At 67.7% G+C, this 12191-nt stretch carries 16 protein-coding genes; 7 read left to right on the top strand and 9 right to left on the bottom strand.

The annotated features are described in order from the left end of the window. Positions 1-99: 99 nt before the first annotated feature. Complete coding sequence (locus K8940_RS06355) at positions 100-1032, bottom strand: M20/M25/M40 family metallo-hydrolase (RefSeq protein WP_223393873.1); 933 nt, start codon at positions 1030-1032, stop codon at positions 100-102. A gap of 142 nt (positions 1033-1174) precedes the next feature. Between K8940_RS06355 and K8940_RS06350 the strand changes: the two genes are divergently transcribed. From K8940_RS06350 to K8940_RS06335, 4 genes are all read left to right on the top strand, one after another. Further along, the gene (locus tag K8940_RS06350; RefSeq protein ID WP_223393871.1) at positions 1175-1411 is read left to right on the top strand and encodes a BolA/IbaG family iron-sulfur metabolism protein; all 237 of its coding nucleotides are present in this window, start codon (positions 1175-1177) and stop codon (positions 1409-1411) included. Positions 1412-1419: 8 nt separating this feature from the next. Next, on the top strand, positions 1420-2310 hold the full coding sequence (locus K8940_RS06345) for a hypothetical protein (protein WP_223393869.1): 891 nt from the start codon (positions 1420-1422) through the stop codon (positions 2308-2310). Between the two features lie 50 nt (positions 2311-2360). Next, a complete protein-coding gene (grxD, locus tag K8940_RS06340; protein ID WP_223393867.1) occupies positions 2361-2702 on the top strand; it encodes a Grx4 family monothiol glutaredoxin in 342 nt (113 codons plus the stop codon). A gap of 73 nt (positions 2703-2775) precedes the next feature. Continuing rightward, complete coding sequence (locus tag K8940_RS06335) at positions 2776-3195, top strand: acyl-CoA thioesterase (RefSeq protein WP_223393865.1); 420 nt, start codon at positions 2776-2778, stop codon at positions 3193-3195. Here K8940_RS06335 and K8940_RS06330 read toward each other — a convergent pair. Then, positions 3179-3556 (bottom strand): hypothetical protein, encoded by a 378-nt coding sequence (locus tag K8940_RS06330; protein WP_223393863.1) that lies wholly within the window; start codon positions 3554-3556, stop codon positions 3179-3181. The genes K8940_RS06335 and K8940_RS06330 overlap by 17 nt on opposite strands. Positions 3557-3649: 93 nt before the next feature. Between K8940_RS06330 and K8940_RS06325 the strand changes: the two genes are divergently transcribed. Further along, the gene (locus tag K8940_RS06325; protein WP_223393861.1) at positions 3650-4789 is read left to right on the top strand and encodes a serine hydrolase domain-containing protein; all 1140 of its coding nucleotides are present in this window, start codon (positions 3650-3652) and stop codon (positions 4787-4789) included. Between the two features lies 1 nt (position 4790). Here the strand turns inward: K8940_RS06325 and htpX are convergent, their stop codons facing one another. Beyond that, on the bottom strand, positions 4791-5744 hold the full coding sequence (htpX, locus tag K8940_RS06320) for a zinc metalloprotease HtpX (protein WP_223393859.1): 954 nt from the start codon (positions 5742-5744) through the stop codon (positions 4791-4793). An 11-nt stretch (positions 5745-5755) separates the two neighbouring features. Then, complete coding sequence (locus tag K8940_RS06315; protein WP_223393857.1) at positions 5756-6076, bottom strand: zf-TFIIB domain-containing protein; 321 nt, start codon at positions 6074-6076, stop codon at positions 5756-5758. Between the two features lie 362 nt (positions 6077-6438). Here K8940_RS06315 and K8940_RS06310 point away from each other — a divergent pair, with 362 nt between their 5' ends. Next, a complete protein-coding gene (locus tag K8940_RS06310) occupies positions 6439-6744 on the top strand; it encodes a TM2 domain-containing protein (protein WP_223393855.1) in 306 nt (101 codons plus the stop codon). A 95-nt stretch (positions 6745-6839) separates the two neighbouring features. Here the strand turns inward: K8940_RS06310 and rpsD are convergent, their stop codons facing one another. The 4 genes from rpsD to K8940_RS06290 all read right to left on the bottom strand — a co-directional run bounded on the left by rpsD (position 6840) and on the right by K8940_RS06290 (position 9861). After that, a complete protein-coding gene (rpsD, locus tag K8940_RS06305; RefSeq protein ID WP_223393853.1) occupies positions 6840-7457 on the bottom strand; it encodes a 30S ribosomal protein S4 in 618 nt (205 codons plus the stop codon). A gap of 151 nt (positions 7458-7608) precedes the next feature. Beyond that, entirely contained in the window at positions 7609-7917 is a 309-nt protein-coding gene (locus K8940_RS06300) for a hypothetical protein (RefSeq protein ID WP_223393851.1), read from the bottom strand. After that, the gene (gene fghA, locus K8940_RS06295) at positions 7914-8747 is read right to left on the bottom strand and encodes an S-formylglutathione hydrolase (RefSeq protein WP_223393849.1); all 834 of its coding nucleotides are present in this window, start codon (positions 8745-8747) and stop codon (positions 7914-7916) included. Before fghA ends, K8940_RS06300 begins: the two co-directional genes overlap by 4 nt. A 4-nt stretch (positions 8748-8751) precedes the next feature. Continuing rightward, positions 8752-9861, bottom strand: a complete 1110-nt coding sequence (locus K8940_RS06290; RefSeq protein ID WP_223393847.1) for an S-(hydroxymethyl)glutathione dehydrogenase/class III alcohol dehydrogenase — start codon at positions 9859-9861, stop codon at positions 8752-8754. A 116-nt stretch (positions 9862-9977) separates the two neighbouring features. Here K8940_RS06290 and K8940_RS06285 point away from each other — a divergent pair, with 116 nt between their 5' ends. Next, on the top strand, positions 9978-10868 hold the full coding sequence (locus K8940_RS06285) for a LysR family transcriptional regulator (RefSeq protein WP_223393845.1): 891 nt from the start codon (positions 9978-9980) through the stop codon (positions 10866-10868). Here K8940_RS06285 and K8940_RS06280 read toward each other — a convergent pair. Further along, positions 10865-12148: a DUF1254 domain-containing protein gene (locus tag K8940_RS06280; protein WP_223393843.1), complete on the bottom strand. Its 1284-nt coding sequence runs from the start codon at positions 12146-12148 to the stop codon at positions 10865-10867. The genes K8940_RS06285 and K8940_RS06280 overlap by 4 nt on opposite strands. Between the last annotated feature and the right edge of the window lie 43 nt (positions 12149-12191).

Below are 12191 nucleotides of genomic sequence, written 5' to 3'. Positions count from 1 at the left end.
GACTCACGGTGACGCCTCTCACTTTAAGGAGACGTGACGCCGGTCCGCCAGTCGCGGCGACAATTGGTCGCGACGTGAATGCACAATGAAACCGAGAGTTTAGCGCCCCGACGCCTTGGCCACGCCGTCCAGCTCGCGTTCCAGGGCCAGGCTGGCCTGGACCACCGTGGCCACCGAGCGCTTGAAGAAGTCCTGCGGCACGGTCGCGAAGTCGTCGGTCGGCTTGTGGTACTCGGGGTGATCCTCGACCCCGAAATAGACCCATGGCACGCCCTTCTCGCCGAAGGCGTAGTGGTCGGACTGATTGGTCCAGTTGTTCTCCTTGCCGTCTGCGTCGGTGTCATGACCCAGCTTCAAGGTTACCGGCGCGGTCGTGGCGACCTTGACCAGGATCGGCTTCAGATACGGGAACGGCGCGGTCCCGGCGACGTAGAGCTCGTTCTTCGGGTTCTTGCTGAGCATGTCGAAATTGACGTTCAGGGCGATGGTCGTCAGCGGGACCGGTGGGGCGGCCGCGAACGCCCTGGCGCCGCGCAGGCCGCCTTCCTCGGCGTCGACCACCGCCAGGATCACGTCGTGCTTCGGCGGCTTGGCCTGGAAGGCCTCGGCCACGGCCAGCAAGCCGGCCACGCCCGAGGCGTTGTCGTCCGCGCCATTGTAGATTTGGCCGTCGCGGACGCCGAGGTGGTCGTAGTGGGCCGAGACGACCAGCGCCTTGCCACCCTCGGTCCCCTTGATACGGGCGACCAGATTGGTCCCCCGGACCTTGGTCCCGTCACGCTTGGCGAACTCGAACGGCTGCTCGAACCGTTCGCCGATGGGCGAGAGGCCGATCTCGGCGAAGCGCGACAGGATGTAGGCCCGCGCCTTCTCCGAACCCGGCGTGCCGACCAGGCGGCCCTGCATGTCGTCGGCCGAGAGGATGCGGACGTCCTCCAGGGCCTTGTCGCCCGGCCCCGCGAAGGCGGGCGCGGCGGCGATGGAGAGGACGGCGGCGGCGATCAGCGCCAGTGGACGAGAAAGAGCGTTCATCCCGCTTACATGCCGTGCAGCCCGTGGCGAATTCAATTAAATCTCCGACATTCGCTGCGCGACCTCGGACGAGCACTCTCGCAATACGTTCGTTCTTAAGGAATCGCGGCCACATCGTCCTCCAAGGATCGGAGCGTTTCCCGTGCCCATGTCCCATGCCGAACTCGAGGCTCGCCTCACCGCGGCCTTTCCCGACTCCGAGATCGTGCTGACCGACTTGGCCGGCGACAACGATCACTGGAAGGCCCGCATCGTTTCGCCCGCCTTCAAGGGCCTGCCCCGCGTGCGCCAGCACCAGCTGGTCAACAAGGCTCTGGCCGACGTGCTGGGCGGAACCCTGCACGCCCTGGCCCTCGAAACCGCCGCCCCGGCCGAATAGGAGACGCCTTGCGCTATCGGCCCCTCGGCGCATCCGGCATGTCGATCTCGGCGCTGACCTTGCGTCTGGCCGACAGCTCCCGCCTGAGGGCCAAGGATTGGCGCGCCCTGATCTTCACGGCGCTGGAGAACGGGATCAACAGCTTCCAGGTCGAGGGCGACTCCCCCGAACTGCTGCGCGGCGCCGGCGAAGCGTTCGCGTCGGTCGAACGCCATCTTCTGTTCCTGACCTGGCACGTGCGCGGCGACGCCACAGCCCTGGGCCAGCAGGCTGTCGACAACCTGCTGGGCGCCGCCTTCGAGGGGCTGGGCCTGTCGTATCTCGACCTCATCCTGGTCAACGATCCGCAAGGTCCGGCCCTGCCGCCGGCCTTCGAGGCCGGATTGCGATCGCTGCACGAAAGCCGCGCCCTGCGGGGTCTCGGCGTCGCCAGCCGCGCCGATATCGATCCGCGCCTGCTCGAGAACGGCCTGGTCACGGCGATCTCCTCGCCGTTCAGCCTGTCCTCCGGCTGGGTCGACCGCCATCGCATCCGCCAGGCCGCGCAGGCCGATCTGGCCGTGATCGGCGAGGACTACTGGCCCCAGGCCCTGCGTGAGGGCGGCGAACTGGCCGCGCCCAGGCCGTCGCTGTGGCGGCGGCGCACCGACCCGCTGGCCGATGTCGGCGGCTATGCGTTCCTGCGCGACACGCCCGGCTGGAGCGATGAGGACATCTGCCTGGCCTACGCCCTGACCGAGCCTTCGCTGGCCACCGTGCGCATCACCGCCGACACTCGCGCCGATGTCGAGCGCTTGGCCGCCGTGGTCGAGCGCGACCTGCCCAATAGCGTCTGCGCGCAGATCGAGATGGCCCGCTTCTCGGCCCAGGAACGCGAGAAGGCCGCCGCCCGCACTTGACCCGAAGCCCCATGGCGCCTAGCTGAAAGCTTCCTCCTAGGACCATGCCCATGACCGACGTCGCCTCCTCCCCCGCCCTGGACTTCATCGCCAAGACCGTCGCCGAGCATCCGGTGGTGGTGTTCATGAAGGGCGTCCCGGACCAGCCGCGCTGCGGCTTCTCGTCGGTCGTCGTTCAGATCCTCGACCATCTGGGCGTCGAGTTCGTCGGCGTCGACGTGCTGCAGGACGACGACCTGCGCCAGGGCGTCAAGACCTTCACCGACTGGCCGACCATCCCGCAGCTGTACGTGAAGGGCGAATTCCTGGGCGGCAGCGACATCGTCCGCGAGATGTTCCAGTCTGGCGAGCTGAAGACCCTCTTCGTCGAGCAGGGCCTCATCGCCGCGTGAGCCCCCAGGCGAAGTGTGTAGCGGTTCGCCGCCCGGAGAGCTCACTCTCTAAAAAGAACGCGCGGCGACGCGCGTGAGTCGGCTCTTCGTTCCGCCAAGCGACGCCTATTCCCTGACCTTCGAGCCCAAGGCGTCGGACATCGACGCCAACGGCCACGTCAACAACGTGGTTTACCTGGCCTGGGCCCAGGACTTGGCCATCGCCCACTGGGAAGCCTGGGCCAGCGACGAGCAGCGCGCGCCCTGGAGCTGGGTCGCGCGCCGCCACGAGATCGACTATCGCCGCGAACTGCTGCCGGGCGAGATCGCCACGGGCTACACCTGGGTCGGCGAGCTGAAGGGCCCGCGCTTCGAGCGCTATGTCCGCATCGACGGCCCGGACGGCGAGATGTGCGCCCAGAGCCGCACCGACTGGGTGCTGATCGACATCGCCGCCAAGCGCCCCGCCCGCGTCCTGCCGTGGATGATCGAGCGCTTCACGCCAAAGGGGTGACGGGATTGGCGATGACGATGCGCTCGCCGCGCCTCACGCCAAGTTCGTCATAGCCGAACCGCAGCTCCGCGATCCCCGCCGGACCCTTGCAGGTCTCCAGCCGCCGGCGCGCGAAGGCGACCACGGCGCGGCCTCGCCCACGATCGACGCGAAACACGAAGTCGGCCTTCGCCGCGCAGCCTCGCGAGCTCACCCGAATGACCAGGGCGTCGGACCGCGCCTCGACCGCCAGCAGCGGCTCCAGTTCCGGGAAGGTCTCGCCGGGCGCGGCGGCCGTCAGGACGGGCGTGGTCGCGCAGCCGGCCAGCCCCAGGGCCACGCCGGCGAGCACGAAACCTCTGCGCGAGAGAACAGCGTCCATCGACCTCTGTACGAACCGCCCAAACTGCGCTGAAGATCGCCTACCGCTGGCGACCTGACCAGCCTCGAGAGCCTATCGTCTGGGGAGTGTTCCGTGCGTCTTCGTTCCGCTTTGCTGGCCGCGTCCCTGGCCGGCGTCCTGGCGACCCCGGCGCTCGCCGCGCCAAACGACCGAAAGCTGGACGCCGAGATCGAGCGGCTGAGAACGGCGGGCAAGATCCCCGGCGTCGCCGTGGCCCTCATCGAGGACGGCAAGGTCGCCCGCGTCGTCGCCAAGGGCGTGCGCAATGAGAAGGGCGATCCGCTGACGCCCCAGACCGTCATGTACGCCGCCTCGATCACCAAGGCGACCTTCGCCTACTACGTCATGATGCTGGTCGACGAGGGCAAGCTGGAGCTCGACAGGCCGATCGCCGAGTACCTCCCAAAGCCCCTGCCCGAGTACAAGGCCTATGCCGACCTGGCCGGCGACCCGCGCTGGCGCGCGATCACCCCGCGCATGCTGATGACCCACTCGGCGGGCTTTCCCAACTTCCGTTGGCTGAACCCGGACGAGAAGCTGGACATCAAGCTCGATCCCGGGACCCGCTACGCCTATTCCGGCGAGGGCATCAATCTGATGCAGTTCGTCATCGAGCAGGGCCTGGGTCTCAAGGTCGGCGAAGAGATGAACCGCCGCCTGTTCCAGCCCTTGGGCATGACCCGCTCCAGCATGGTCTGGCGGGACGACTTCGCGGGTGACCTCGCCGACGGCCAGCACGAGGACGGCAAGTGGGAAGCCCACGACGACCGCTCCAGCGTCAAGGCCGCCGGCTCGCTGGACACGACGATCGCCGACATGGGCAAGCTGGCGGCGGCCATGGCCTCGGGCTGGGGCCTGTCGACCCAGGCGCGAGCCGAGTTCGCCAAGGTCAGCCTGCCGATCTCCAGCGCCCACGAGTTTCCGCCCTTCGCGACGGAAGAGAACCCGGACAACGCCAGGATCGGCCTGGGCGCGGGGATCGGCGTCGTGGCTTTCGATGGCCCGCAGGGCCACGCCTTCATGAAGGGCGGCCACAACGACATCACCGACAACATCCTGGTCTGCGTCGAGACCGGCCGACGCTGCGTGGTGATCCTGACCAACAGCGGGTTCGGACAGCGGATCTTCCCGCGCCTGGTCAAGGCGGCCCTGGGCGAGACCGGCGCGCCATGGGCCTGGGAATACGGCCGCCTGCCGCCGATCGCGCCTTAGATCAGCCCCACGGCCCCAGATCGCGTCCGCCGCTGATGGGGCGCACCGCCGGCTCGGAAACCGGAACCGCCGCCCGCTGCGTCCCCTGCCCCACGCCCAGGCGCATCAGCGCCTCGACGCGGTTGTGGGTCGCCGGGTGGGTCGAGAACAGGTTGTCCGCTCCCTTCCCGTTCAGCGGGTTGATGATGAACATGTGGGCCGTGGCCGGATTGCGCTCGGCGTCGTAGTTCACATAGCCGCCACGCGCATAGGCCTCGATCTTCTCCAGAGCGCGGGCCAGGGCTTCCGGATCGCCGCCGATCTGGGCGCCGATACGGTCGGCCTCGTACTCGCGGGCGCGGCTGATGGCCATCTGCACCAGCATGGCGGCGATCGGGGCCAGGATGGCGATGGCGATCGCGCCGATCATTCCGCCGATGCCGTTCGAATTGCCGTCCTCGTCGCGCGAGCCGCCGAAGAAGAACGCGAAATTGGCCAGGGCCGAGATCGCGCCGGCGATGGTCGCCGTCACGGTCATCGTCAGGGTGTCGCGGTTCTTCACGTGGGCCAGCTCGTGGGCCATCACGCCGCGGATCTCGTCGCGGGTCAGCAGCTGCAGCAGGCCCGTCGTCGCGGCGACGGCGGCGTGGGCCGGGTCGCGGCCGGTGGCGAAGGCGTTGGGCTGGTCGCTATGGATGACCGTGACGCGCGGGCGCGGCAGGCCGGCCTTGACCGCCATCTCGACCACGTCGACGACGTAGTTGCGGATCAGCGGCTCGGGGTGACTCTCGTCAACCTCCTGCGCCCCGTAGGTCCGCAGCACGATCTTGTCGGCGTTCCAGTAGGAGAAGGCGTTCAGGGCCAAGGCGAACGCCAGGGCGATCAGCATGCCGGTCGGTCCGCCAATCAGATAGCCCGCGCCCATGAACAGGGCCGTCAGGCCCGCCAGCAGCATGTAGGTCTTGAAGTGGTTCATCGCTTTCATCGTCAGTCGAAGATGTCGAAGAGGTCGAAACGCTTCTTCTTGTGATGGCCGTACTGGCCATGGCGGCGATAGCGGTCGTCGTCATCGTCCCCATGACGTCCATGCTCGCGCTTGTGGTTGTCGGCATGGTGGTCGGGACGCGTATAGGGTCGCGGCGCGTTGTAGGTCGCCTGCGTCTCCTCGCGCTCGAACGCCATCAGCTTCTCCAGCTCGCCACGGTCCAGCCAGACGCCGCGGCAGCGCGGGCACATGTCGAACTCGACGCCGGCGCGCTGCACGGCCTGCATGGAGCCGTCGCAGTTGGGGCACATCAGAAGGGGCATGCGGAACCTCCGGTCCAAAGGGATGGATCGGGTGTTCTCGTGTCGGAGGCGGCGCCTTGGGAGGGGGGGCTGAGGCGGCCGGACCCAGTGACATCGAGAACACCCGATGCGGTCCGACATCACGAGCGCTTGCATCGCTCGCCAGAGGGGCCCGGTCCCGCAGAACTAACCTGGGATGGGTCCAAGAGGGTTTCAAGGGGGCCTCGTCCCTTAAGGACGCGCCCCTTTCCCGCCACATTCACGCTAGCTTAAGTGGAGCGATCGAATAAGCTTCGCCTCTGTTTTGATTGGGGGGCTGTATGAGCGGACCAGACACTATCGAAGTACCCAAGCCGAGCGCCGATGTTGGATCGTCGCCGAACGTGACTGACCAGAAGTATTGCCTGGGCTGCGGCAAGACCCTGCACAAGTCGGCGCCGACCTGTCCGCACTGCGGCGCGCCGCAGGCCGATGTCGCCCCGGCGGGCAACAAGAGCCGCGTCGTCGCCATCGTGCTGGCCCTGCTGCTGGGCGGCATCGGCGGCCACAAGTTCTATCTGGGCCGCGTCGGCACGGGCATCCTGTACCTGCTGTTCTGCTGGACCTTCATCCCGTCGATCGTCGCCTTCGTCGAGGCGATCATCTACATCACGATGAGCGACCAGGCCTTCGCCAAGAAGTACGGCTGACAGGCTCCGCGCCGGGCGAAAGCCCAAGCGCCAGATACAAAAAAGGCCCCGGATCGCTCCGGGGCCTTTTCCGTATCTGAGTTCGGATCCGACGCTTACGAAGCGTAGAATTCGACGACCAGGTTCGGTTCCATCTTCACCGGATACGGAACTTCCGACAGTTCCGGAGCGCGGACGAAGGTGGCCGACAGGCCCTTGGCGTCGACCGAGACGTACTCGGCGAAGTCACGCTCGTTCGAGGCGACGGCTTCGAGCACGAGAGCCATGTTGCGCGACTTTTCGCGGACCGCGATCACGTCGCCCGGCTTGCAGCGGTACGACGGGATGTTCACGCGCTTGCCGTTCACGGTCACGTGGCCGTGGTTCACGAACTGGCGGGCGGCGAACACGGTCGGCACGAACTTGGCGCGGTAGACGATGGCGTCCAGGCGCGACTCGAGCAGGGCGATCAGGTTCTCCGAGGTGTTGCCCTTGCGGCGGGCGGCTTCCTCGTAGGTGCGCGAGAATTGCTTCTCGGTCAGGTTACCGTAGTAGCCCTTCAGCTTTTGCTTGGCGCGCAGCTGCAGACCGAAGTCCGAAACCTTGCTCTTGCGGCGCTGGCCGTGTTGGCCCGGGCCATAGGAGCGCGAGTTGACCGGGGACTTCGGACGGCCCCACAGGTTTTCACCCATGCGGCGGTCGATCTTGTACTTGGCGCTATGGCGCTTCGACATAGGTCAGTCTTTCACATCGATCCGGGCCGGCTCCCCTCGAAAGAGGTGCGATCTCAACGGCGGCTTCGGGTCAATCCGTCATAAGGTCATCGCGCCGCGCGGCGAGCCGGCGGCGTGAAGGCGCGGTTTATGGGGGAATGGGCCTGGGGAGTCAATCCAGGCGGCCGCGCCCGAGCATGCCCCGCCGCTCGCGGGACTGTCGCCGGTATCGATGCTGAGCCAGCCGCCACGCCGTCCAGAGGGCCGAATAGGCCACGACCGCAACGAAAGGCAGCGCCAGGAAGATCGGATTGAAGCCCGGCCGCCCGCCATAGCGCCCGGGAACGTCCAGCGCGTCCAGCAAGACCGCGCCACAAGCGCCGACAAAGATCACCGCCATCGACCGCCAGGGCGTCAGCGGATTGATGAGGTCTTCGTTGCTGTCGAAATGGTCTTGGCGCATGAGCCCATGAAAGCTCACAACCGCGCCGCGTGCCACTCCAAGTGATCGCCGATGAAGGTCGCGATGAAGAAGTAGCTGTGGTCGTAGCCATCCTGGCGGCGGACCGTGACCTTGCGGCCGGCCTCGGCGGCGGCGGCCTCGATCAGCTCGGGCTTCAGCTGGCTTTCCAGGAAAGTGTCGGCCAGGCCCTGGTCGATCAGGATCTCGTCGAAGCTCTCTCCCGCGCCGTCCTCGATCAGGGCGCAGGCGTCGTGGGCGCGCCAGGCCGAGCGATCAGGACCCAGATAGGCGGTCAGGGCCTTGTCGCCCCACGGGCAGTTCAGCGGCGATACGATCGGCGAGAAGGCGCTGACCGACTTGAAGAGTTCGGGATGCTTCAGGGCGATCGTCAGGGCGCCATGGCCGCCCATCGAGTGGCCGAAGATCCCCCGCCGGGCCGGATCCAGCGGGAACGCGCCATCGACAGCCGCCAGCAGGTCGCCGGTGACATAGGAATGCATCATGAAATGCGGCGCCCACGGGGCCTGGGTGGCGTCGACATAGAAGCCCGCCCCCTGCCCCAGGTCATAGGCCGGATCGTCGGCGACGCCTTCGCCGCGCGGGGAAGTGTCGGGTGCGACAATGGCGATCCCGTGCTGGGCGGCGTAGGCGTAGACACCCGACTTCACCGTGAAATTGTCCTCGGTGCAGGTCAGGCCCGACAGCCAGACGAGATAGGGGAACGGCCCGTCCCCGTCGGGCGTCCACACCGTGAACTTCATCGGCGTGCCGGTGCTGGTGCTGGCGTGCCGGCAGTAGCGCAGGGTTCCGCCGTGGACGCGATGGGTGGCGAGGGTTTCGACGGTCATCGGACTAGAACGTCACCACCGTGCGGATGCTCTCGCCGGCGTGCATCAGGTCGAAGGCCTTATTGATGTCTTCCAGCGGCAGGACGTGGGTGATCATCGGGTCGATCTGGATCTTCCCGTCCATGTACCAGTCGACGATCTTGGGCGTATCGGTGCGGCCGCGCGCGCCGCCGAAGGCCGTGCCGCGCCACACGCGACCGGTGACCAACTGGAACGGGCGGGTGGCGATCTCCTTGCCGGCCTCGGCCACGCCGATGATGATGCTCTCACCCCAGCCGCGGTGGCAGGCCTCCAGCGCCGTGCGCATGACGCCGGTGTTGCCCGTGGCGTCGAAGGTGTAGTCCGCGCCGCCGTCGGTCAGGGCCACCAGGTGCTGGACCAGATCGCCCTGCACGTCGTTCGGATTGACGAAGTGGGTCATGCCGAACTTGCGGCCCCATTCCTCGCGGGCCGGGTTGAGATCGACGCCCACGATCATGTTGGCGCCGACCAGCTTCAGACCCTGGATGACGTTCAGGCCGATGCCGCCCAGGCCGAAGACGATGGCGTTGGCGCCCGGCTCGACCTTGGCGGTGTTGGTCACGGCTCCAACCCCCGTCGTGACCCCACACCCACAATAACATGCGGTCTTGAACGGCGCGTCCTTGCGGATCTTGGCCACCGCGATCTCGGGCAGAACGGTGTAGTTCGAGAAGGTCGAGCAGCCCATGTAGTGGTGGATGGTCTGACCCTTGTAGGAGAAGCGGCTCGTCCCATCGGGCATGAGCCCCTTGCCCTGGGTGGCGCGGATCGCCGTGCAGAGGTTGGTCTTGCCGCTGAGGCAGCTTTTGCACTGGCGACATTCGGGCGTGTACAGCGGGATCACGTGATCGCCGACCGCCACCGAGGTGACGCCCGCGCCGACCTCGACCACCACGCCCGCGCCCTCGTGGCCCAAGATCGAGGGGAACAGGCCCTCGCTGTCCAGGCCGTCCAGCGTGTAGGCGTCGGTATGGCAGACGCCGGTGGCCTTGATCTCGATCAGGACCTCGCCGGCCTTGGGGCCTTCCAGGTCGACCTCGACGATCTCCAGCGGCTTCTTGGCTTCGAAAGCGACGGCGGCGCGGGTCTTCATCGTCAGGTCTCCAGCGGATTTGCGTGATCTTGGTACGCCGAGCCGCCCGCGTCGATAATCCCGAACCGTGCAAAACATCGTTGCTCAGTTTGAACAATCGGCGCATCGCTGAGCGCATGAGCCGTTGGGACGGGATCGACGAATTCGCAGCCACGGCCGAGGCCGAGAGCTTCTCCAAGGCCGCGCGGCGGCTGGGGCTGTCGACCTCGGGCGTCAGTCGGGCGGTGGCGGCGCTGGAGGAGCGGCTGCAGACCCGCCTGCTCTACCGCACCACACGCCGGGTCAGCCTGACCGACGCTGGCCGCGCCTTCCTGGCCCGCTGCCGGCAGCTCATCCTGGACCGCGACGAGGCCCTGGCCGTGGTCGGCGAGGAGGACGGCGAGCTGAAGGGCCAACTGCGGATGACTTGCTCCACGGCCTATGGCGAGCGGTTCGTCGCGCCCGCCGTCAACGCCTTCGCCCTTGCCCACCCCAAGCTGTCGATCGAGATCGACCTGGACGACGCGGTCCGCGACATCGTCAGCGAGGGCTTCGATCTGGCCATCCGCTTTGGACGGCTAACCGACAGCCGCCTGATCGCCAAGCGCCTCGCCTCGCGCACCCGTCGCCTCGTCGCCGCCCCGGCCTATCTGGCCCGCACCGGCGCGCCGCGCACGATCGCCGACCTGGCCAGCCACGCCTGCGTGCTGGGCGCGGCCGAGACCTGGCCGTTCCGCGACCCAGGTCCCGATGGCGAACGCGAGATCGCCTTCAAGCCGCAGGGCCGCTGGCGCTGCAACAGCGGCCAGGCCGTGCTGGACGCGGCGTTGCAGGGGCTGGGCGTCTGCCAGCTGCCGAATTTCTATGTCGACGCCGCCATAGCCGACGGGCGCCTCGTCCCGTTACTGGAAGCCAACCGCCCCGCCGACGAGGGCGTCTGGGCCGTCTATCCGCACCTGCGGCTGCTGCCGGCCAAGGTCCGACTGCTGGTCGAGCACCTGGAACGCAGCCTCGCCGTGGCGGGCTAGAGCTTGACCACCGCCGGAAAACGGAAACGGCCGTCCAGCAGTTCGGCCCTCGGCAGATAGGCGCGCAGGTATAGGGCGAACGGTCCCGCCTTGGGCGCGGGCAGCCAGTTGGCGCTCTTGTCGCCGCCGGGGTCGGTCCGGCCGATCCACAGATCCAGCGAACCATCGGCCTTGCGCGATAGGCCTGGCGTGCGATCGCCGATCGTGTAGCGCTTGATCGGATTGTCGGTGAAGAAGAACTGCCCGTCGGCCGTCGCCTCGTACATCGACAGCGACCAGAAACCGTCCAGCGGCAGATGGGCGGGCAGGCTCAGGCGATAGAGGCCATCGCCGGTGAAGTTCCCGGCCCCGTCGTCGCCGGCGGCCTTCATGTACATGGCCTCGGCCACCGGCAGCGCGCCCAGCCCCTGCTGGGCAACCACCGCGCGATACAGATAGTCCTGGCCGAAGTCGCCCAGGTTGGGCCGCGGATAGGACCAGCCGCCGGTATAGACCATCCGCTCCTTGGCGAAGACGGCGATCATCCGGGCCTGGTCGACGCCCGCGGCGGCGGCGGCCTCGTCGAACGCGCCGCCACCCAGGAAGGCGGCCGTGCGGCGCAGGAGCTTCTGGTCGGTGGCGGGGGCCGGGTCACTGGCCAGCAGGCTGCGCGCGGCGGCAAAATAGTCGGCCGGCTTGGCGTCGCGATGGGCGTAGGTCGCGACCGGCTCGCCGGCCGCCCCCTTCAGCATGAAGCCGTCCTGGGCCTTGTGGGTGGAGGGCATGTCGTCGCCGCCATCGGTCAGGATCCGGATCAGCAGCCAGGCGTGGGGCGTAGCGATGCGGATGGGGTTTGGTCCGGTCGAGGCCTGGCCCGGCCCGACCAGGGTGAAGGTCCCGCCCTCGCCGCCGATCGTCCGCGTGCCCAGCACGACATTGTTGTTGGTGAACATGTCCATCACCGCCACCGAATAGTAGCGCTTGCCCATCGGCGGGATGGTCAGGGTGGCCGGGCCGTTGCTCAGGTCCAGGAAGGCCGGCGAATAGAGCGTGTCGTTGTTGGGCGTCGTGACCCAGCGGGCCGTGTGGTCCGATAGGGTGCGGGTATGCCGCAGCGTGTTGACCGCCCCGCCCGGGATCTTGAGGATCCGCTCGCGGGTGGTGGCCATCTCGATCAGCGGCAAGGCGTAGAGATAGGCGTCGCGCGCGGCCGTGGCGTCGCCGCCGGCGTTCTGGGCGCGCGCCAGGCTCGGGACCAATCCCAGCGCGCCGGCCATCGCCAGCCATTCCCGACGGTTCACGCCACCCTCCCCGAACATTTGTTTGGACAGGAGTGAACGCCCG

The organism is Caulobacter segnis, from assembly GCF_019931575.1.
Taxonomy (GTDB): Bacteria; Pseudomonadota; Alphaproteobacteria; order Caulobacterales; family Caulobacteraceae; genus Caulobacter; species Caulobacter segnis_C.
The sequence above is the reverse complement of the archived record's forward strand: the minus strand, read 5'-3'. Positions and strand labels throughout refer to the sequence as shown.

What these genes read in the sequence shown, in the direction of transcription:
- K8940_RS06355 (WP_223393873.1), bottom strand. Translation starts at nt 1,032, where the DNA reads ATGAACGCTCTTTCTCGTCCACTGGCGCTGATCGCCGCCGCCGTCCTC.
- grxD (WP_223393867.1), top strand. Translation starts at nt 2,361, where the DNA reads ATGACCGACGTCGCCTCCTCCCCCGCCCTGGACTTCATCGCCAAGACC.
- K8940_RS06330 (WP_223393863.1), bottom strand. Translation starts at nt 3,556, where the DNA reads ATGGACGCTGTTCTCTCGCGCAGAGGTTTCGTGCTCGCCGGCGTGGCC.
- htpX (WP_223393859.1), bottom strand. Translation starts at nt 5,744, where the DNA reads ATGAACCACTTCAAGACCTACATGCTGCTGGCGGGCCTGACGGCCCTG.
- K8940_RS06315 (WP_223393857.1), bottom strand. Translation starts at nt 6,076, where the DNA reads ATGCCCCTTCTGATGTGCCCCAACTGCGACGGCTCCATGCAGGCCGTG.
- rpsD (WP_223393853.1), bottom strand. Translation starts at nt 7,457, where the DNA reads ATGTCGAAGCGCCATAGCGCCAAGTACAAGATCGACCGCCGCATGGGT.
- fghA (WP_223393849.1), bottom strand. Translation starts at nt 8,747, where the DNA reads ATGACCGTCGAAACCCTCGCCACCCATCGCGTCCACGGCGGAACCCTG.
- K8940_RS06290 (WP_223393847.1), bottom strand. Translation starts at nt 9,861, where the DNA reads ATGAAGACCCGCGCCGCCGTCGCTTTCGAAGCCAAGAAGCCGCTGGAG.
- K8940_RS06285 (WP_223393845.1), top strand. Translation starts at nt 9,978, where the DNA reads ATGAGCCGTTGGGACGGGATCGACGAATTCGCAGCCACGGCCGAGGCC.